Here is an 18,912-nt window from a genome sequence, read left to right as displayed (position 1 = left end):
TCGTGGAACAGGCTCGATGCAAAAAACTTCTCAGCAGCTGCAGGCTGTATTTTGCACGGAAGCTCAGCTTCCTAGCGTTGTCGACCAACTCTATCAATTCCGCAAGAAGCTCTTCGTTGACGCACTCCGGTGGGACCTGCGGGTCGAACACGGGCGCGAGAGGGACCAGTTCGACACCGATACGGCCGTTCACTGCGCGATCTTCCGGGACGGGAGCCTGTTCGCGGGGTTTCGCGCCATCCGCACGGACCGGCCATACCTGGCCGAATCAGTCTTTCCGCAGCTCGCCACTTTCGCGGCCTATCCGCGCCGGCACGACGCCTGGGAAATCAGCCGCTTCGGCGTCGCACCGTCCCAGGCCGGCTCCACGACCGCCAAAGTGCTGTACTCCCTCATGTTTCACTTCGCCCGGACCCGGCAGGCCAGCGCCCTGGTGGCCCTGACCGACCTTCGGCACGAGCGATTCCTCACCCAGATCGGCGTGCGCACGCGCCGCTATGGCCCGCCCCAGGTGCTGGGCCTGGACGAGAAGGGCGATCCGCTCGTGCTCGTGGCCGGAGACATCCCCGTCGCCACCCAGGACGGCTGGCGCTTCGACAATCTTCTGAACCTCGCAAAAACCGTGGAGATCGACGATGAGACACTGGTTCTCGGATCTGAACGCCTTTCGGCGTGACCCGCTGCAGGTGCTGCTCGACAAGGGCAACGCCGCAGCAGAGCCGCTCGTGCGCCTGAATCTCGGCCCGGCCCCCATGTTCCTCGTCACGGATCCGGACATCATCCGGCCCCTGCTCAAGGCCAACGAGGAGGATTTCGACAAGGGCAAGCTCATCCACAAGCTGCGCTCCGTGGTGGGCTTGAGCTCGCTCACCATGAGCGGGGACGAGTACGTGCGACGCCGGGAAGTGCTGCACAAGTACATGGCCAAGGGCGCCGTCGAGCGGCTTACCACGCCCATGGCGGCGGAGATTCGGGCCGTGGGCGCCCAACTGGCCCGCAAGTCGAGCTTCGATCCCCACAAGGCGCTGGCCCCGCTGGCCCTCAAGATGGTCTGCATCGCGATGTTCGGCCGGCAGGTGCTGTCGGAGGCGGACGAGCAGGCGATCGTGCTGGCGGTTCGGCTGGTCGAGGACGACCTCGCCGACGAACTCTTCCGCGTCGTCCCGCTCTCGCCCTGGGCCGCCTATGCCCGCAACCAGCGGCGCGCCTTCGCCCGCAAGGCCATGAACGTGGTGGTGCAGCGGGTCAGGGCCCACGCCCACGACACCTCCATCCTGCGGGCCCTGGAAACCCTCGGCCTGAGCGACGAGGAGCTGTCCAGCGAGGTGCTGACGATGCTCCTCACCGGCCATCACACCACGGGGTCGGCGGCCGCCTGGCTGCTCTACCACATGGCCACCGAGCCCGGCCTGGCCGACGCGGTTGCGGCGGAGGCGTCCTCCGTCACGGATTGGAACGGCGAGATCCAGGCCGACCGGCTGAAGAACGCTCCGTTGAGCCTCGCACTCGTGCGGGAAATCCTGCGGCTCTACCCCAGCGCCTGGTGGTTCTCCCGCGAGGTCAAGCGCCCCCTGGAATTCGGCGGACGCAAGCTCAAGCGCGGCACGTCGGTGATCATCGCGCCCTGGCAGCTTCACCGCGACCCCCGCTTCTGGAACGAGCCCGACAGCTTCCGGCTCGACCGCAGCTACGGCAGCAAGGCCTACCTGCCGTTCGGCCTCGGACCGCGCACCTGCGTGGGCATGGGTCTCGCGATGCTGGAGCTCCAGCTCATCGCCCTCGAGCTGTCCTCGGCCTACGCCTTCGGTCGCGTCACGCCTCATCCGGTTCCGCGTCCGTCTCCGTCCGTCACGCTCATCCCGCCCGCGATGCAGATCGAGATCCGCCTTCGCGAGTCCGTCAACGTTCAGGCATCAGCCGCATAGAAACCGGAACCGACGACCATGATGTTCACCAAGCACGAGGCGCGTTTCAGCTGGGAGCGCGACCATGAGGCCGACGACACGGAAGCCATCCTGAGCGTCGAGCTCGTCCGGCATATCATCGCCATGCCGGACGAGGCCCGCTCCAAGCTGCTCGCGTTCTTCCACTCGATCGAAGACGGCATGCAGGCGGATGCGGCTCTGAAGGCGGCGTGGCCGGGGGAGCTGACGCTCACCCTGTTCAAGCGCGAGGCGTCCCCCGAAGAGCCTCCACATGTTCCCGAAAACGTCGTTCCGCTTCGTCGATAGGCAACGGCTCCAGCCAGGCGAGCAGGTCGCGCGGGAGGGGGTCCGGGCGGCCGAAGTACTTCAGCGCCTCGGTGCGCGAGAAGCCTGCCAGATGTGTGGCCTCGAGAAAGGCGGCCTGGTGGTCGGCCCTCTTGGTCAGCCGCCTGCAGGCGGCGGGAGCCTCCGACGGCAAGCCGAAATGGAGATGGATCGCCACGAGAAGGCCGTTCTCGATGACCTTGTAGGCGTCTCCGATCACCGCCTTGAAGGGCGAAATGATGTCGCCGATCACGTATTCCGGCGCGTCGTGCAGCAGGATCGCCAGCCGCCAGGACCGGCTCAGGTCGGGCTGAAGATGAGCCGCGATCGCTTCCACCAGGAGACTGTGCTGGGCGACCGAAAAGATGTGGTCGCCCTCCGTCTGGCCGTTCCAGCGCGCGACGCGGGCCAAGCCGTGGGCGATGTCGCCCAGCTCGACGTCGAGAGGGGAGGGATCGAGGAGGTCGAGCCGGCGGCCCGACAGCATTCTCTGCCAGACGCGCGGCTCCCTCGCCATCAGCGCTTTCCGGCCAGGGCGGCGCATTCCGCGTGGCGGAAGCACCCGACGAGATGGTCGTTCGTCATCCCGACCGCCTGCATGAACGCATAGACGATGGTCGGCCCCACGAAGTTGAAGCCTTCCGCCTTCAGGGCCTTGGAGATGCGCCGCGAAACCGCGGTCTCGGCCTGAACCTGATCCCGGCTCTTCAGGCTGTTCTGGATCGGCCGGCCATCCACGAAATTCCACAGGAAATTCGAGAAGCCGCCGCGCTCCTGGATGGCGAGCCAGGCCCGCGCCCCAGCGATCGTTCCCACGATCTTGGCGCGGTTGCGAACGATCCCGGCGTTCAGCATCAGCGATTCGACCTGGGCGTCGTCGAAGCGGGCGATGACCGCCGGATCGAACCCGGCGAAGGCCTCGCGGAAATTCTCGCGCTTGCGCAGGATGGTGATCCAGGACAGCCCCGCCTGAAACCCGTCCAGGATCAGCTTCTCGAACAGCGCCCGGTCGTCATATTCCGGCACGCCCCATTCGGTGTCGTGATAGGCGACGTAGAAGGGATCGGTGCCAGGCCACCAGCAGCGGTGCTTGTGGTCGGGATGGAGGATGAGGCCGTTGGTCATGGGGGAGGTTTAGCGGGACCCTGGTTCGGCGGGAAGAGGCAGCCGTCAGGCCGCCGCCACGGGAACCTCGAAGGTCACCCAATCCGGCTTCACGAGCGTGACGCCGATCCCACCGCCGCGCAGAGCCTCGCCGGCCGCGAGCGCATCGGCGGCGCGGTCGAGGCGGATCATGACGAGACCCCGGCCGTTCGCGCCGCTGCCGGTCTTGCCGATGGTGCGCTCGCCCGCCGTGACCACGTAGCCGGGCTCCGCCGCGAAGCCGCCCTCGTAAAGCGCCGGCACGATCCGGGTCCGGGCGGTGCCCCGGTGCTGCATGCGGGAGACGACCTCCTGGCCGATATAGCAGCCCTTGTCGAAATCGACCCCGTGGAGCTGGTCCATGAGGGCCTCGTGCGGGAAGGCGTCGCCGAAGAGAAAATCGCGCCCGCCTTCCGGGACCCCGAGTCCGATGCGGTGGGCGTGATAGGCGTCCGTGCCCTCGGAGGCGAATTCCGGCACGTCCTCTGCGGCCACCACGGCGCGCCAACCCAGGGCCGGGAGGCGGGGGTCCTGTACCACAAGGCCTGCCTCCTCCGGCGGGGGCGGGGTGTCGCCCCAGCCCGCGACAAGGCTCAGCGAGTCGGACCGGTCGTCGATCGCCACCTTGGCGCGCAGCTTGTAGAAGCCCAGCCGCTTGGCGAGGTCCGGCGCATAAGGCTTCGCCACGTCGAGATAATAGCCGCCGCCCGCGTCCTCGGGGGCCTCGAATACGATGAAATCGAACAGAATCTTGCCCTGAGGGGTCAGCAGGGCGCCGAGGCGCGCGGCTTCCGGCGAGACCTTCTCGAGGTCGCAGGTGATGATGTTGTCCAGGAAGGACTTGGCGTCCTGGCCCGTCACCTTCACGATCCCCCGATCCGATAAATGCGCTGCCGGCATGTGATGCTCCATTGCCCTTGGGTCCTGCGTGACATATGCCCGGCGCGTACCAGCCTCAAGAGACAGGTGTGCCATGCCACGGACCTTCGACATGATCCTCAAGGGCGGAATCGTCGTGAACCACGACGGTCGGGCCGAGCGAGACGTGGGGATCGTCGGGGGCAGGATCGCGGCCATCGGGGACCTGTCCCAGGCCTCCGCCGGGCGCGAGGTCGATTGCCGGGGCCTGCACATCCTGCCCGGCGTGATCGACACCCAGGTCCATTTCCGTGAGCCGGGGCTCGACCACAAGGAGGACCTGGAATCCGGGTCCCGCTCCGCCGTCATGGGCGGCGTGACGTCCGTGTTCGAGATGCCCAACACCGATCCCCAGACCACGACCCCGGAGGCCCTGGCCGACAAGGTGCGCCGGGGTCATCACCGCATGCATTGCGATTTCGCCTTCTGGGTCGGCGGCACGCATGAGAACGCGGCTGACGTGGCCGAGCTGGAGCGCCTGCCCGCCGCCGTGGGCATCAAGGTGTTCATGGGCTCCTCCACGGGCTCGCTCCTGGTCGAGGACGACCCGGGGGTGCGCGAGATCCTGCGCCGGACCCGCCGCCGCGCCGCGTTCCATTCGGAGGACGAGGCCATGCTGCGGGACCGCAAGGGATTGCGGATCGAGGGCGACCCGCGCTCGCACCCGGTCTGGCGCTCCGCCGACGTGGCGCTCACCTGCACGAAACGCCTGGTCGGCATCGCACGCGACACCGGCGCGCGCATCCACGTCCTGCACGTGACCACCGCCGAGGAGATGGCGTTTCTGAAGGACCATAAGGACGTGGCCTCCGTCGAGGTCACACCCCACCACCTCACCATGGCGGCGCCCGAATGCTACGAGCGCCTCGGCACCTATGCGCAGATGAACCCTCCCGTGCGCGACGAGCACCACCGCCAGGCGATCTGGGAGGGCGTGGACGAGGGCGTAGCCGATATTTTGGGCTCCGATCACGCTCCCCACACGCGGGCCGAGAAAGATGGCGTCTATCCCAACACGCCCTCCGGCATGACGGGCGTGCAAACTCTCGTGCCGATCATGCTCGACCACGTGAGCGCCAGCCGCATGACCCTCGAACGCTTCGTGGACATGACGAGCGCCGGCCCCAAGCGCCTGTTCGGCATCGCCCGCAAGGGCCGCATCGCGGTCGGCTACGACGCGGATTTCACGGTGGTCGACCTCAAGCGCCGCGAGACGATCACGAACCGGTGGGTCGCCTCCAAGGCCGGCTGGACGCCCTATGACGGCAAGCAGGTCACCGGCTGGCCCGTCGGCACCATCGTGCGCGGCAACGTGGTGATGTGGGACGGTTCGCTGGAGGCACCCTCGCAGGGCGAGGCGATTTCCTTCGAGGAGACGCTCAAGGCCTGAGTGCCGTCGTTTACCTGCGAGGTCATCGACCGTCGGCGCGGGTCGGGTCAAGGTGGGGGCATGGAAGCCGGGTGTTCCGGCGCATGAGCCCCACGGAGCCGATCATGACCACTTTCGCCGTCGCCCGCCTCACCGACGTGACCATGGGGCCCGACATCGTCGCCTATCTGGAAGGGATTGACGCCACCCTCGCACCCTTCGGCGGCCGCTTCGTCATCCATGGCGGGCCCTTCGAAAGGATCGAGGGCGACTGGACCGGCGACCTGATCGCGATCGCATTCCCGAGCCGAAAGGCCGCCCATGACTGGTATGCGTCCCCGGCCTACCGGGCGATCCTGCCCCTGCGCACGAACCACTCGAAGGGCGATGTGATCTTCATCGAAGGCGTGTCCGAGGACCATCGGGCGACGGATATTTTGACCCCGTCGCCGACATAAGCGGGGGCGTCAGAGAGAATTTCGCGCCGCGTCCAGGCGCAGGATCGACAAGCCCTCGCCGTCGGCGTTCTCCTCGATGCAGACCCATCCGCGCTTTTCGTAGAAGCGCCGCGGCTCGGGCAGGGCGCCGAGATAGATCGTGCCGGTTCCGAGGGCGAAGGCGGCCTGGGCCGCCTGCTCCACCAGGGCCGCGCCCACGCCCCGCTCCCGGTGGTCTCGGTCGACCCAGAGCGCCGCCAGCCAGGGCGTATAGTCCGGGCGGTCCGGAAAGTCGTTCTCGATGACCGAAACCGTTCCGATGAAATCCGTCCGGTCGTGAGCGACCAGGGAGAAGGGGATGGAGGAACCGGTGAGGTTCTCGCCCACGAGATCCGCGATGTGATCGAGGGGATAGCCCTTGGCCTTCCACCAGGCCTGCCAGACCCGGTCGGCCACGTCGGGGGCGAGGTCGGGCCGGTCACGCAGGTTGGAGATCGCGACCTCGGGACGACAGACGTGATTCATGCTGACCGGTTCCCGGGTCGACTCGCCAGAGGCCCTAGTGCTTCAGCACGATCGAGAAGCCGCCGCTGCGGATCCGGTCCGGGAGGCTCTCGGCATACTGGGCCACGGCCTCCTCGCCATACGCGGCGACGAGTTCCATGAAGGCCGCGAAGAGGGCGGCCTGGGCCATGCAATCGCCGTCGAGCCCGTCGAGTTCGGCCTCCGCGAAGGCTTCCGTCACGTAGCTGAGGGCCGCCTGCTTGATGGCGCTGAGATCCTGAAGATCCGGGAGAGGGACGTCGTTGTCGTTCATGATCCAGGCCCCTGTGCAGGGGCGGCGCGAGTTCCGTTGACGGGAATCTAGTGGCCGCGCCGTCCCGAGGCCAGCATCACCTTGCAAAGAGGTTAACGCGAGGGGCCGTGACCGCATTCCGTGTGGATAATCAGCCCCCGTAGCGCCCCGCGATCAGGCGGGTCAGCGTATCGCCCTCCCTGAGGTAGCGGACAGAGGCCTCCTGCGCGGAGGGCGTGCAGACCCGATAGGTGATGCCGAAGCCCTGGTATCCCTTGTTGTAGGCCCCGGCGAGGCGTTCCCGGCGGCCGGGAGACGTGCCTTCCGCCTCCAGCAGACCTTGCATACGTTTCGGCCACTCGGCCCCGTCCGGGTAGGTGCAGAGCGGTCGCAGGAAGGCCAGCGCCCCCATGATCTCGGCCAGCCGAAGCATTTCCTTCTCGTAGGGCGCGGGCGGGGGCTCGACGGGTGCTGCGGGCTGCGCCTCCTGCTGGGGCGGGGGCGTCGCGGGGCGGGCAGCGCCTTGCGAGGGCGGCTGCGAACGCCGCTGCGGGGCAGGCCTCACCTGCTGCGGCGGAGGCTGCTGGGGCTGGGGCTGTGCGCCGAACAGCCGCTCGAAGAAATTCTGGGCTGAGGCCTGTTCCAGGGGCGCGAGAGCCGCGAACGCAGCCAGGGCCAGGGCCGCCGGGCGTCTCATCGCGCGTTCTCGCGGCCTATGAGCGCGAAAGCCCTGCCGAGCACCGCTTCGAGATTCTGCGTCATGGGCAGTCCGGCTATGTCCTGTTCCGCGATCCACCGAACGTCTCTTGCCTCCGGCCCCGTCTGCGGCTCGCCGGAGACCCAACGCGCCGCGTGGGCCACCACGACCACATGATGCTTTATACGGCCCGCCTCGTCCCGTTCAATGATCTCGACCATATCGACAGGCGCGACGATGTCGGCCTCGACGCCGACCTCCTCACGCAGTTCACGCAAGCCCGCCTCGGCCAGGGTCTCGCCGGTTTCCACCCCTCCGCCCGGCAGGGAATATAAACCCTCACCCGGCGGCTTGCCCCGGGCGGCGAGCAGCACCCGCCCATCGCGGAACACCGCCACCGATGAAGCCAGAACGGGCCGGGCCGGGTAGAATCGCTCCCCGTCGAGAGCCGGCGCCGCGTTCATACGTGCTGGCCGCCGTTGATGTGCAGCTCCGCGCCGTTCACGTAGGAGCTGGCATCCGTGCAGAGGAAATAGATCGCCTTGGCGACCTCGTCGGGGGTGCCGAGCCGCCGCTGCGGGATCTGCTGCACGAGCTTTTCGGTTCCGGGCGACAGGATGGAGGTGTCGATCTCGCCCGGCGAGATGGCGTTGACCCGCACGCCCAAGGGGCCGAAATCCGCCGCCATCTCGCGGGTCAGCGCGGCTAGTGCGGCCTTGGAGGTCGAGTAAGCCGCGCCCGCGAAGGGATGGACCCGGGCGCCCGCGATGGATGTGACGTTGACCACGGAGCCCTTGGCGGCCGTCAACTCGTCCACGAGACCCCGCGCCAGCATGATCGAGGCGAAGAAATTGACCTGGAAGACGCGGATCCAGTCCGCATGGGGCGTATCGAGGGCGGACAGGCGCTTGCCGCCCTCGCCCTTGGGCGAGATGCCCGCGTTGTTGACCAGCGCATGCAGAACGCCGCCCTCCGCGGCCAGACGCTCCTTCACCTCCGCGATGGCCCGGCGGGTATCGTCCGGGTCGGCCAGATCGACCTGGAGGTGGTCCTCCGGGCCCATCTCCCAGGGGCAGTTTTCGGGAAACGCGTGCCGCGAGCAGGTGATGACCCGCCATCCGGCGGCGGAGAAGCGCTTGACCGTGGCATGGCCGATCCCCCGGCTGGCGCCGGTCAGGAGCATGATGCGGCGCGGGTTGTTGGAGACTGACATGATGGGTCCGGGGCAGGGAAGGGAGCGGATGATTTAGGGGGTGGCGGCGGGAAGCGCCAGTCGTCGGTCCCCCGTCAAGCCCGGGCCGTGAGCCGGGCATCCACGGCGCCACCGTCGCCAGACATAGGTGGCCGGGTCAAGCCCGGTCATGACGACGCCAGGACGGTCCATGCCTCCTCACGGATAGAGCCGCCCCTTGCTCCAGCCTTCGCCCTCCCGGGTGAACACCACCCGGTCATGCAGGCGGAACGGCTTGTCCTGCCAGAACTCGATGGAGACCGGATCGATGCGGAAGCCCGTCCAATGGGGCGGGCGGGGCACCTCGCCGATGGCGTATTTGGCGGTGTGCACGGCCACCGCCTTCTCCAGGGCGAAGCGACTTTCCAGGGGGCGGGATTGCTGGCTCGCCCAGGCGCCGATGCGGCTGTCGCGGGGGCGGCTCTGGAAATAGGCGTCCGCCTCCTCATTCGTCACGAGGGAGACCGGTCCCCGCGCCCGGACCTGGCGGCGCAGGCTCTTCCAATGCAGCACGATGGCGGCCTTGCCCTGGCCCAGGAGCTCGCGGCCCTTGTTGGATTCCGTGTTGGTGTAGAAAACGAAGCCGTTCGCGTCGACGCCCTTGAGCAGGACCATTCGCACGTTGGGCAGGCCGTCCGCGTCCACGGTCGCGAGCGCCATGGCGTTCGGATCGTTGGGCTCCGAGCGCTTGGCTTCCTCCATCCAGGCGTCGAAGAGCGCCCAGGGCTCGCCGGCCTCGGTGAAGTCACCGGTTCTTAACGAATTGGCGTTTTTATTCGGGTCTGTGTCTTTGGTATCCATGGAGAGCCGGCGCGTGAGAGGGGCTTGTGAGGATCGTTATAGGCCAGGGATCGGCTTTGGCGAAGTGGCGCGCCTTCTGGCAGCCGGCCTGATCGCCGTCTCGTCGGGTGCCTGCTCGCTTGCCTTCCCCATCGCGTCCATCGACATGGACGAGCCCGAGACCACTGCTTCCATCACGCCCAAGGCCGCCGTCTCGCCTCTCTCGCCGGACCTCAACGAGGAGGATTGGCGCCGGGCGAAAGCCGCCATGAGCGTCGCCCTGGACCCGCAAGGGGCCGGAACCCAGGTGACCTGGGACAACCCGCAAAGCTCGCGCCGGGGGGCGTTCACGCCCTCGAGCGCGCCGTTCGTGAAGAACGACGAGATCTGCCGTTCCTTCTCGGCCAGCGTGCACACGGTCCAGGCCAAGACCATGAACGGCACCGCCTGCCGGCCCTCCGGGGGCGAGTGGGCGATCACGGAGCTCAAACCCGGCGACGGCAAGCCGGCGGCCGCGAAAGCGAACGACGTCAGCCCTCCCAAGACGTCCCGCCGGGCGTAAGGCTCGAACCAACTCGCATGGCCCCTGAGCCTTTTCTGCGCGAGCAGGCGTTGCATACGAGCAACACTTTGCCCATATGCTGGGGGAATGCCGTTGGGCCATCCGGCCCAAAGTCACCGGCTCACGGAATTGAATATGCGCAACCCCTACGACATCCTCGGCGTGCCGAAAACCGCGTCTGAAGCGGATATCAAGAAGGCGTTCCGCAAGCTCGCCAAGGCCCACCACCCCGACCGCAACGCCGACGATCCCAAGGCGAAGGACAAGTTCGCCGAGGTGAACTCCGCCTATGAGATCCTGGGCGACGCGGAAAAGCGCGGCCAGTTCGACCGAGGCGAGATCGACGCGGACGGCAAGCCCCGCTTCCAGGGCTTCGAAGGCTTCACGGGCGGAGGCGGCGGGCCTCGCCCCGAGGACTTCGCCAACTTCAACTTCTCGGGCGGCGGCCCGTTCGGCGGCCGACGGTCCTCGCGCGGCTTCTCGGCCGATCCCGGCGACGACATCTTTTCCCAGCTCTTCGGCGACGCCTTCCGGCAGGCCGGGGCAGGCGCCGCGGGCGGCGGTGCCCGGCGCAAGTCCCAGAAGGGCGAGGACGTTGCCGCGACCCTGACCGTCACCCTGGAGGAGGTCGCGGGCGAGGCCAAGAAGCGGATCTCGCTCTCCACGGGCCGGGACGTGGACGTGGTAATTCCCAAGGGCGTGTCCGACGGGCAGGTCATCCGCCTGCGGGGCCTTGGCGGCGTTGCTCTCGGCGGCGAGCCGGGCGACCTGCTGCTGACGATCAAGTTCGCGCCCCATGAGCGCTTCACGCCCGACGGCTCCAACCTGAAGGCGCCGTTGCCGATCGAGATCGAGGAGGCCATTCTCGGCGGGTCGGTGCGCATCCCCACGCTCACGGGCGCCGTCACCATGACGATCCCACCCATGACCAATTCGGGGCGCGTCTTCCGCCTGCGCGGCAAGGGCCTGCCCACCAAGGCCGGACACGGCGATCTTCTTGTCACGGCGGAGATCCGCCTGCCGCAGGTCGTGGACGAGACCCTGATGGATTACGCTCAGAAGCGCCGGTCGGCCAAGGCCGAGTAAACGAAAAGGCCGCGCCGGACTCTCTGCCAGCGGCGAGAGAGTCCGGCGCGGCCCGAAAGAGTTTACGCGCTGAGAGTCTGGCGAATTTCGGCGCGGAACGCGTCGATGCTGACGAGCTTTCCCTTGCGCTCCACGTTCCAGAACGTCCAGCCGTTGCAGGCGGGCAGGCCTTGGACGAGAGCGCCGATCTTGTGGATCGAGCCCACGATCGCACCGAGCGCCAGCGTGCCGTCGGCGCGCACCGTCACCTGGAAGCGGCGGCGGTCGTCCACCAGGGTTTCTCCCGCCTTCACGTGTCCGCTCTCGATGAGCGACAGGAAGGGCACGCGAGCCTCGGCGCGCTTCTCGGGCGGAGCCGCGACGGACGCCTCCGAGAGCGGCTCGACGGCGTCGATGCGCCGGCGCGCGGCCTTGGCGTAGACTGGATCGCGCTCGAGCCCGATGAAGTGGCGTCCGAGCCGCTTGGCCACGGCGCCCGTGGTGCCGGTGCCGAAGAAGGGATCGAGCACCACGTCGCCCGGATTGGAGGACGAGAGCAGGATGCGCGCCAGCAGGGCTTCGGGCTTCTGGGTCGGGTGGACCTTGCGGCCGTCCCCGTCCTTCAGGCGCTCGTCGCCGGTGCAGAGCGGGATGAACCAATCGGAGCGCATCTGCACGTCTTCGTTGGCGGCCTTCATGGCATCGTAGTGGAAGGTGTAGCCCTTCGCGTCCGCGCTCTTCGAGGCCCAGATCATGGTCTCGTGCGCGTTGGTGAAGCGGCGGCCCTTGAAGTTCGGCATCGGGTTGGCCTTGCGCCACACGATGTCGTTGAGGAGCCAGAAATCCAGGTCCTGGAGCGCGGAGCCGACCCGGAAGATGTTGTGATAAGAGCCGATGACCCAGAGCGTCGCGTTCTTTTTCATCACGCGGCGCGCGGCGGCGAGCCAAGCGCGGGTGAACGCATCGTATTCGGCAAAGCTCGAAAACTTGTCCCAGTCGTCGTCGACCGCGTCGACCCGGCTTTGGTCGGGACGCGTCAAGGCGCCCTCGAGCTGAAGGTTGTACGGCGGATCCGCGAAGATGACGTCGACGCTCTCAGGAGGAAGCTTCTCCAGCGACGCGATACAATCGCCGAGGAGAATCTCGTTGAGAGGAAGGGATGGCGGAACGGAATGGAGCGTTTTGCGCTCCGTCCGAGGCGCCGGCGCGACCCGCCCGGTACGCGAGACATGGATCCGGGAGGTGGCGCCGGCGGCCCCGGTACGCGAGGTACCCATGGGTGATCACCGGTTACGCAACTGACACTCACGATCATGGTCCGTTAGGGTAAAGATGAAGTTTCCAGGTGGAAAAAAACGCGTCCTGTTTTGGGTCGGCAATTCTTGCCTACATATTGTTTTCGTTGGTATTTTTGCCTTAACGGGCGTTAAGGTCGGTTACAGGTCCAGTAACCCTTGGCGTAGGGGTGAAAAACTCATGCGGTGAAAGGGGCACGGGCCGACATCCGAGAGGGCCGAGAGATGCGTTTTGGTGCTGTAACCGGCGTTGCTGGCGAATCCGTAAGCCGGAAATGATTCGGACAGGCGCGCCATCAGCCTGTCGCGCACCACCTTCGCCACGATGGAGGCCGCCGCGATCGACGCGATGCTCGCGTCGCCCTTGACCACCGCCTCGACGGAGCAGGGCAGGCGAGGGGGATCGTTGCCGTCGACCAGCGCCATGTCGGGCTTGCAGGGAAGCGCCGCCAGCGCGCGGCACATGGCCAGGAGCGACGCTTGGCGGATGTTGATGCTGTCGATGTCCGTGTGAGAGATCGTGGCGATGCCCACCTTCGAGGTGGCGAGGATCTGCGCGAACAAGGTCTCGCGCCTCGAGGCCGTCAGCGCCTTCGAGTCCGCAAGGCCGTCCGGCACGCGCTCCAGGTCGAGCACGATGGCGGCCGACACCACAGGCCCGGCGAGCGGCCCACGCCCGACCTCGTCGAGACCAGCGATGCAGGCGCGGCCGCCCGCGCGAAGCGACAGCTCCCGCTCGAGGCCGAGGGAGATGGGGCGACGGGAAGGAATCGGCGACGGCATGGGCCGGACCATGAAGAATCCCCGCGACCTTTTCCAGTCACTCCGACCCTCGGATCGATGTGCCCTTGCGTCACAGGTGCATCGCCCACCGGGCGCGGCAAAAGCCCTGGGAACAGCCATGTCCCGGCGCGCGATGGCTTGACCGGGATCGCGGCGTCGGATTGCTGGAGCGGAGAGAAACGGGGGGCAGACGCCATGGTAGTCGACATCCGTCCGGCGCTTCCGGACGACGCCGCCGACTTGGCGCGGATCGGGCTTGCGGCATGGCTCAAGGGCATCGGGCCGCATGTGCCGGACGCCGTTCGCGGGCGGATGGTGCGGGACAACCCGTTCGTTCCGTTCATCCGCGAGATGGGGCCGGGCATTCTGGTTGCAACGGTGAATGGCCACGTGGCGGGTCTCGCGGCCTGCGAGCATAGCGACGACCTGATCTCGGACCTCTGGGTATCGCCCGATCACGAGGGGCGTGGCGCCGGCTCCGCCCTCGTTCGCGCCCTGGAGCGCGAGATCGCCGCGCGGGGCCATGCGGAGGCCCGGCTCGAGGTCCTGGCCGCGAACAGCCGCGCGGCGTCCCTGTACGAGCGCCTGGGGTACCAACGGCTCTGGCAGGCCGTCCGGTACGACGCGATCCTGGCCATGGACCTCGACAAGATCGGCCTGGGCAAGCCTCTGCCGCCGGGATGAGCGGGGCGGCGTCCGAGCGCCCCGGATCCGACGAGTTCAGAACAGCGACAGCTGTCCTGTCTCCTTGCTCGGACTCCGGAAAAGGTCCGTGCGGAGCTTGAACGAGCGTTCGTTGAACCCGATCCGCGCGGCGGCCGTCTCGAAACGGCGGCCGATCATCCACGCATAGGGGCCCACGCCGGTTTGGCGGGTTTTCCACTCGGCCTTGTAATCCTCGCCGCCATGGGCGCCCTGGAGCAGGGAGAAAACGTGGTTCAACTTGTCGGGAAAATGCTCGACGAGCCAGTCGCGCATCAGGTCCTTCAGGTCGTGCGGCAGGCGCAGCAGCACGTAGCCTGCGTTGCGGGCGCCTGCCTCCCAGGCGGCTTTCAGGATGGCCTCGATCTCATGGTCGTTGATCGCCGGCACGATGGGGGCCACCAGCACGCTCACGGGAATGCCCGCCTCCGACAGGCGGCGGATCGTGTCGAGGCGCTTGGCCGGGGAGGCCGCGCGCGGCTCCATCTTGCGGGCGAGCTTGGGATCGAGGGTCGTCACCGAGACAGCCACGCGGGCGAGCTGCCGGTCGGCCATGCGGGCCAGGATGTCGAGGTCCCGGGTCACGAGGGCGGACTTCGTCACGATGCCGACGGGATGGCTGGCCCGGTCCAGCACCTCCAGGATGCCGCGCGTGATGCGGAACTGGCGTTCGGTCGGCTGATAGGGATCCGTGTTGGAGCCGAGCGCGATGACCTTCGGCTCGTAGTTCGGGGCCCGCAGCTCCTTCTCCAGGAGATCCGGGGCGCTCGGCTTGACGAAGATCTTGGTCTCGAAATCCACCCCCGAAGACAGGCCCTGGAAGGCATGGGTGGGCCGCGCGAAACAATAGACGCAGCCGTGCTCGCAGCCCCGGTACGGGTTGATGGAGCGGTCGAACCCGATATCGGGCGAGTCGTTCTTGGCGATGATCGTGCGGGGCTTCTCGACGATCACCTCGGTGGGGAGCGTGTACAGCTCCTCGTCGCGGTCCCAGCCGTCGTCGAACCCCTCGCGGGTGGTCGGCTCGAAGCGGCCCGTGGGGTTCGAGACAGCGCCGCGTCCTCGCCGTCGCTCGGCTTCCACCCGGTAGATCGGATCCTCCATGCGCTGCCGGGCGGCTTCCGCCGCCTCGACGGGGCCGCGCCTGACCTTGCCGGCGGGAGCCTTCGGACGGGCATTCGTGAAAGCGCTGTCCCTCGCAGGAGCCGACTTTGCAGGAACCGACTTTGCAGGAACCGATGCTGCTGGAACCGACATAGCGGGCCTCTGTTGAAAATCCGGGAAGAGCCCCATTATAAGAACAAAAGAGGAACAAGATCAAGATCGCGTCCCCCGTGCGTCCCCGGGAAAAATTGCTATGGTGGCCGAATGATTACAGTCCTGATCCGCGTGAAGCATGGGCCGGAAGCCCTTGTGATGACGTTGAGTTCGCTCGTCCCGGCCGTTGCGGCGGGGCTCGTGGGCGATGCCGTGATCCTGGCGCGGCACCGGGACGTCACCCTCGCGGCCGTGGCCGACGGGGCGGGGGCCACGCTCGTGGTCTCGGAAGGCTTGAGCTGGCGCCATGGCGCTGCCGCGGCGCGTAAGGATTGGCTCTTGTGCCTGGACGACGGGGACATCCCGCAGGAGGGGTGGATCCGGGCGCTCGAACGCTTCATCGGGCTGGGCGCGCGAGACCGGCCCATGGGACGTCTGCGGCGCTCGGGCGGCCTGCTGCCGAAGCTTCGCGCCATGGCGCCGTCATGGCTCGGCCGAACGTCGGTTCGCGCGGGCGACCTCGTGCGACGGCGCGTGCTCCTCGACGACGTCAGGGTCGCGTCTCCCGTGCTCCTAAAGGCCTGTATTGAGCGCGATCCGGCCTTCGGATAATACTGCCGTACCGTCAGGAGGGGCGAATGGCCAGGCACCAGGTCTTGATCACCGGAGCGGGGCCGACCGGCCTTGCCATGGCGCTGTTCCTCACGCGCCAGGGCATCCCGGTGCGGATCGTCGACAAGGCCAAGGGACCCGGGCTCGAATCCCGCGCCATCGTGGTTCATGCGCGCACCCTCGAATTCTACCGGCAGATCGGCATCGCCGACGAGGTCGTCGCGGCCGGCGTGAAGGTCCAGCGCCTGCGCATGTGGGAAGAGGGCCGGAACGTCGCTGACGTTCCCCTGTCGAATTTCGGCGAGGACCTGAGCCCCTACCCGTTCATTCTGAGCTTCACCCAGGACGACCATGAGCGCCTGCTGATCCGCAAGCTTGCGGAGATCGGCGTTTCCGTCGAGTTCGAAACCGAGCTTGCAAGTTTCACGCAGGACGAGAGCGGCGTGAGCGCGGTCCTCCGCAGGGGAGGGCAGGACGAGGCCTGCACGTTCGACTACCTGTGCGGCTGCGACGGATCCCACAGCGTGGTCCGCCAGGGTCTGGGGCTCGGCTTCCAGGGCGGCACCTACGACCAGACGTTCTTTGTGGCCGACGTCTACGCCTCAGGCCCTCCGACGGACGACGGCCTCAATATGTGCCTGAACGTCAAGGATTTCTGCATCGTCCTTCCGATCCGCGGAACAGGCCGCTATCGGCTCATCGGCATCATCCCGGACGACCTCAAGGGCCGGGAGGGTATCGTCTTCGACGACCTGCGGCCCTTCCTGACGCGGCTTTTCGACATCGAGGTCAGCTCCGTGAACTGGTTCTCGATCTACCGGGTGCACCACCGGGTGGCGGAAGGCTTCCTGCGCGGGCGCGTGGCGATCTCCGGCGATGCCGGTCACGTGCACAGCCCGGCCGGCGGGCAGGGCATGAACACGGGCATCGGCGATGCCGTGAACCTGTCCTGGAAGATCGCCGATGTCCTGAAGGGCAAGGCGCCGCCGTCGATCCTCGAAACGTACGAGACGGAGCGGATCACCTTCGCCAAGTCGCTGGTTTCGTCCACGGATCGCATGTTCCGGGCCATGATCAACCGGGACCTGCGCGGCCGGGTCTTCCGCACGTTCCTCTTGCCCACCATCGCGCCGCAGGCCTTCAGGTTCACGGCCATCCGCCGGACCCTCTTCAAGCAGGTCTCGCAGGTTCGCATCAGCTACCACGGCAGCGCGCTGAGTTCGGGCGTCGCGGGCGACGTCCAGGCCGGCGACCGGCTTCCCTATGTCGACTTCGGCACGGGCGACAACTTCGAACCCCTGCAATCCCTGGATTGGCAACTTCACCTCTACGGCGATGAGGAGGGTCCCGGGCTCCAGGCCTCGGCGGCCGCGCGGGGCCTCGTGCTTCACGTGTTCGCCTGGACAGACGCCATGGAGAAAGCAGGCCTGCGCAGGAACGCGATCTATCTCGTCCGCCCCGACGGGCACGTGGCGTTCGCCAGCCCGATGCAGGACGTGGAAGCGCTAGAGATCTATCTGTCGAGCCAGGGGCTCACTTTCGGGGCACCGGTCCAAACCGCGAGAACCGTTCAGGCCTGAAGCTTGCCCCGCTTCAGGTGTTCGTCGAGGCGCGGCATGATCTCGACGAAGTTGCATGGCCTGTGGCGATAATCGAGCTGCGCCTCCAGGATACCGTCCCAAGCGTCCTTGCAGGCGCCGGGAGAACCCGGCAGCACGAAGATGAAGGTGGTGCCCGACAGGCCCGCCGTGGCGCGGGACTGCACCGTGGACGTGCCGATCTTGTCGAAGGAGATGCGGTGGAACACCGCCGAGAAGCCGTCCATGCGCTTGTCGAACAGGGGTTCGATGGCTTCCGGCGTCACGTCCCGCCCCGTGAACCCGGTGCCCCCCGTGGTGATGACCACATCGATCTCCGGATCGTCCACCCAGGCCTTCACCGCGTCTCGGATCGCGTCGCGGTCGTCCGGCACGATGGCGCGCGAGCCGAGGCGGTGGCCGGCTTTGGTGAGCCGGTCCACCAGGGTCGTGCCGGAGCGATCTTCATCCGGCGAGCGTGTGTCGGATACGGTCAGCACCGCGATGGTGAGCGGCACGAAGGTCAGGGAGGTATCGATACCGGACATGGGGCTTTGCCGTTGTGCAAGTCATTCGAAAGGTGTCGCCATCAGACCCGGCTGCCGGGTTCTGTCAATGTCCCGTGCGTGTAGCCGGGTGCCGCATCGTCGCTCCCGCTCCACGGATAGGTTCACACCCCCGTGATGCGCGGCCTTGAGCCGCGTAGGCCCGTCTTGCGACGGGCCCATGGGTGGCCGGGGCGAGCCCGGCCATGACGGTAGAAGCAAGCTCGCCCTGATGACTGAGCGGGCGCTCCGACTTTGCAGCCCTCACCCCGGTCGCTTACGCCGCCGCGAGCCTGACCTCGGGCGCGGTCTTCAGCCGGTGCCAGAGCGTCAGGAGACGCCCCACGAACATGCCTGCCACGAGCCCCGTGACACCGATGTCCACGACCATGAAGGGCAGCATCCCGGTGGCCGACGGCTGGATCGCCGCCCAGGCCCCGAGCGCATATTTGACGCCGAACACGACTGTCACCAGGATCAGCACCATGGGGCTGCCCGGCAGCGCCACGAGACCGGCATGGCGATCAACCTGGATCGGTGTGCGCGCCGTGCGCAGAATTCCCGCCGCGATCCCGGCTGCGAAACTCGCCGACCAGATGAGGGCGCTGGTTCCGGGGTGGTGGAAGGTCGTCGCCACGCCCACCAGCCCCCAGAGCGTGAAGACGCCGGGCACGATGAACAGGCGTGGGAGGGATGTCACGCTCCCGTGAAGAGCCTTGACGCCACGGACCAGGAGAAACGCGAATAGAAACCAGACCCAGACAGGCGTCTGGCGGATCATCTCGAACACGAAGCCGAACGTGCTCAGCATGGCCACTCCCCGCATTCTTCGAATGCCCAGGGCGTTATTCTATGGTGCCGTCCCGCCTCCGCAATGGATCTTAGGGATGAAGC

Annotated in this window: 24 protein-coding genes; 10 read left to right on the top strand and 14 right to left on the bottom strand. The window is 67.3% G+C overall.

Going from position 1 to position 18,912, the window contains the following annotated elements:
* Nucleotides 1–16: 16 nt before the first annotated feature.
* Genes ILT42_RS11340 through ILT42_RS11330 form a run of 3 tightly spaced genes read left to right on the top strand, consistent with a single transcriptional unit; the run spans nucleotide 17 to nucleotide 2,231 of the window.
* Nucleotides 17–676, top strand: a complete 660-nt coding sequence (locus tag ILT42_RS11340) for an acyl-homoserine-lactone synthase (protein WP_204215705.1) — start codon at nucleotides 17–19, stop codon at nucleotides 674–676.
* A complete protein-coding gene (locus tag ILT42_RS11335) occupies nucleotides 636–1,925 on the top strand; it encodes a cytochrome P450 (protein WP_204215704.1) in 1,290 nt (429 codons plus the stop codon). The genes ILT42_RS11340 and ILT42_RS11335 overlap by 41 nt, the downstream gene beginning before the upstream one ends.
* An 18-nt stretch (nucleotides 1,926–1,943) precedes the next feature.
* Nucleotides 1,944–2,231: a hypothetical protein gene (locus tag ILT42_RS11330; RefSeq protein WP_204215703.1), complete on the top strand. Its 288-nt coding sequence runs from the start codon at nucleotides 1,944–1,946 to the stop codon at nucleotides 2,229–2,231.
* On the opposite strand, the gene ILT42_RS11325 is transcribed toward ILT42_RS11330, so the two are convergent.
* The 3 genes from ILT42_RS11325 to ygfZ are packed head-to-tail and all read right to left on the bottom strand — an operon-like array spanning nucleotide 2,164 to nucleotide 4,292.
* Nucleotides 2,164–2,766 (bottom strand): HD domain-containing protein, encoded by a 603-nt coding sequence (locus ILT42_RS11325; protein ID WP_204215702.1) that lies wholly within the window; start codon nucleotides 2,764–2,766, stop codon nucleotides 2,164–2,166. The two genes, ILT42_RS11330 and ILT42_RS11325, sit on opposite strands and share 68 nt — an antisense overlap.
* On the bottom strand, nucleotides 2,766–3,374 hold the full coding sequence (locus ILT42_RS11320; RefSeq protein ID WP_204215701.1) for a DNA-3-methyladenine glycosylase I: 609 nt from the start codon (nucleotides 3,372–3,374) through the stop codon (nucleotides 2,766–2,768). Before ILT42_RS11320 ends, ILT42_RS11325 begins: the two co-directional genes overlap by 1 nt.
* 45 nt (nucleotides 3,375–3,419) lie before the next feature.
* Complete coding sequence (ygfZ, locus tag ILT42_RS11315) at nucleotides 3,420–4,292, bottom strand: CAF17-like 4Fe-4S cluster assembly/insertion protein YgfZ (RefSeq protein ID WP_229428569.1); 873 nt, start codon at nucleotides 4,290–4,292, stop codon at nucleotides 3,420–3,422.
* A 73-nt stretch (nucleotides 4,293–4,365) separates the two neighbouring features.
* Between ygfZ and ILT42_RS11310 the strand changes: the two genes are divergently transcribed.
* Together ILT42_RS11310 and ILT42_RS11305 are read left to right on the top strand one after the other, a co-directional pair.
* The gene (locus tag ILT42_RS11310; protein WP_204215699.1) at nucleotides 4,366–5,700 is read left to right on the top strand and encodes a dihydroorotase; all 1,335 of its coding nucleotides are present in this window, start codon (nucleotides 4,366–4,368) and stop codon (nucleotides 5,698–5,700) included.
* 104 nt (nucleotides 5,701–5,804) lie between these two features.
* Nucleotides 5,805–6,137 (top strand): DUF1330 domain-containing protein, encoded by a 333-nt coding sequence (locus tag ILT42_RS11305; RefSeq protein ID WP_204215698.1) that lies wholly within the window; start codon nucleotides 5,805–5,807, stop codon nucleotides 6,135–6,137.
* A 9-nt stretch (nucleotides 6,138–6,146) separates the two neighbouring features.
* Here the strand turns inward: ILT42_RS11305 and ILT42_RS11300 are convergent, their stop codons facing one another.
* The 6 genes from ILT42_RS11300 to pdxH form a co-directional block, all read right to left on the bottom strand.
* A complete protein-coding gene (locus ILT42_RS11300) occupies nucleotides 6,147–6,641 on the bottom strand; it encodes a GNAT family N-acetyltransferase (RefSeq protein WP_204215697.1) in 495 nt (164 codons plus the stop codon).
* Nucleotides 6,642–6,675: 34 nt separating this feature from the next.
* Nucleotides 6,676–6,933, bottom strand: a complete 258-nt coding sequence (locus tag ILT42_RS11295) for a hypothetical protein (RefSeq protein ID WP_204215696.1) — start codon at nucleotides 6,931–6,933, stop codon at nucleotides 6,676–6,678.
* Between the two features lie 130 nt (nucleotides 6,934–7,063).
* Nucleotides 7,064–7,609, bottom strand: a complete 546-nt coding sequence (locus ILT42_RS11290) for a TIGR02301 family protein (protein ID WP_204215695.1) — start codon at nucleotides 7,607–7,609, stop codon at nucleotides 7,064–7,066.
* Complete coding sequence (locus tag ILT42_RS11285) at nucleotides 7,606–8,073, bottom strand: NUDIX hydrolase (RefSeq protein WP_204215694.1); 468 nt, start codon at nucleotides 8,071–8,073, stop codon at nucleotides 7,606–7,608. Before ILT42_RS11285 ends, ILT42_RS11290 begins: the two co-directional genes overlap by 4 nt.
* A complete protein-coding gene (locus ILT42_RS11280) occupies nucleotides 8,070–8,822 on the bottom strand; it encodes an SDR family NAD(P)-dependent oxidoreductase (protein WP_204215693.1) in 753 nt (250 codons plus the stop codon). Before ILT42_RS11280 ends, ILT42_RS11285 begins: the two co-directional genes overlap by 4 nt.
* 177 nt (nucleotides 8,823–8,999) lie before the next feature.
* On the bottom strand, nucleotides 9,000–9,641 hold the full coding sequence (gene pdxH / locus ILT42_RS11275) for a pyridoxamine 5'-phosphate oxidase (protein ID WP_204215692.1): 642 nt from the start codon (nucleotides 9,639–9,641) through the stop codon (nucleotides 9,000–9,002).
* A 64-nt stretch (nucleotides 9,642–9,705) separates the two neighbouring features.
* Here pdxH and ILT42_RS11270 point away from each other — a divergent pair, with 64 nt between their 5' ends.
* Nucleotides 9,706–10,182 carry an RT0821/Lpp0805 family surface protein gene (locus ILT42_RS11270; protein WP_204215691.1) on the top strand — a complete coding sequence of 159 codons (477 nt, stop codon included), beginning with the start codon at nucleotides 9,706–9,708 and terminating at the stop codon, nucleotides 10,180–10,182.
* Nucleotides 10,183–10,317: 135 nt separating this feature from the next.
* Entirely contained in the window at nucleotides 10,318–11,268 is a 951-nt protein-coding gene (locus ILT42_RS11265) for a DnaJ C-terminal domain-containing protein (RefSeq protein WP_204215690.1), read from the top strand.
* A 62-nt stretch (nucleotides 11,269–11,330) separates the two neighbouring features.
* On the opposite strand, the gene ILT42_RS11260 is transcribed toward ILT42_RS11265, so the two are convergent.
* Together ILT42_RS11260 and ILT42_RS11255 are read right to left on the bottom strand one after the other, a co-directional pair.
* Nucleotides 11,331–12,524 carry a site-specific DNA-methyltransferase gene (locus tag ILT42_RS11260; RefSeq protein ID WP_204215689.1) on the bottom strand — a complete coding sequence of 398 codons (1,194 nt, stop codon included), beginning with the start codon at nucleotides 12,522–12,524 and terminating at the stop codon, nucleotides 11,331–11,333.
* Between the two features lie 159 nt (nucleotides 12,525–12,683).
* The gene (locus tag ILT42_RS11255; protein WP_229428568.1) at nucleotides 12,684–13,337 is read right to left on the bottom strand and encodes a ribonuclease HII; all 654 of its coding nucleotides are present in this window, start codon (nucleotides 13,335–13,337) and stop codon (nucleotides 12,684–12,686) included.
* A gap of 183 nt (nucleotides 13,338–13,520) precedes the next feature.
* Between ILT42_RS11255 and ILT42_RS11250 the strand changes: the two genes are divergently transcribed.
* A complete protein-coding gene (locus ILT42_RS11250; RefSeq protein WP_204215688.1) occupies nucleotides 13,521–14,009 on the top strand; it encodes a GNAT family N-acetyltransferase in 489 nt (162 codons plus the stop codon).
* A 36-nt stretch (nucleotides 14,010–14,045) separates the two neighbouring features.
* Here the strand turns inward: ILT42_RS11250 and ILT42_RS11245 are convergent, their stop codons facing one another.
* Nucleotides 14,046–15,131 carry a PA0069 family radical SAM protein gene (locus tag ILT42_RS11245; protein ID WP_229428603.1) on the bottom strand — a complete coding sequence of 362 codons (1,086 nt, stop codon included), beginning with the start codon at nucleotides 15,129–15,131 and terminating at the stop codon, nucleotides 14,046–14,048.
* A gap of 264 nt (nucleotides 15,132–15,395) precedes the next feature.
* On the opposite strand from ILT42_RS11245, the gene ILT42_RS11240 reads away from it, so the two are divergent.
* Entirely contained in the window at nucleotides 15,396–15,896 is a 501-nt protein-coding gene (locus tag ILT42_RS11240) for a glycosyltransferase family 2 protein (protein ID WP_204215686.1), read from the top strand.
* Nucleotides 15,897–15,922: 26 nt separating this feature from the next.
* Complete coding sequence (locus tag ILT42_RS11235) at nucleotides 15,923–17,476, top strand: FAD-dependent monooxygenase (RefSeq protein ID WP_204215685.1); 1,554 nt, start codon at nucleotides 15,923–15,925, stop codon at nucleotides 17,474–17,476.
* Here ILT42_RS11235 and moaB read toward each other — a convergent pair.
* Together moaB and ILT42_RS11225 are read right to left on the bottom strand one after the other, a co-directional pair.
* Complete coding sequence (gene moaB, locus ILT42_RS11230; protein WP_204215684.1) at nucleotides 17,467–18,021, bottom strand: molybdenum cofactor biosynthesis protein B; 555 nt, start codon at nucleotides 18,019–18,021, stop codon at nucleotides 17,467–17,469. The genes ILT42_RS11235 and moaB overlap by 10 nt on opposite strands.
* Nucleotides 18,022–18,295: 274 nt before the next feature.
* Entirely contained in the window at nucleotides 18,296–18,829 is a 534-nt protein-coding gene (locus ILT42_RS11225; RefSeq protein WP_204215683.1) for a DUF6622 family protein, read from the bottom strand.
* Nucleotides 18,830–18,912: the final 83 nt, after the last annotated feature.

Source organism: Microvirga pudoricolor, from assembly GCF_016892705.1.
GTDB lineage: Bacteria > Pseudomonadota > Alphaproteobacteria > Rhizobiales > Beijerinckiaceae > Microvirga > Microvirga pudoricolor.
The sequence above is the reverse complement of the archived record's forward strand: the minus strand, read 5'-3'. Positions and strand labels throughout refer to the sequence as shown.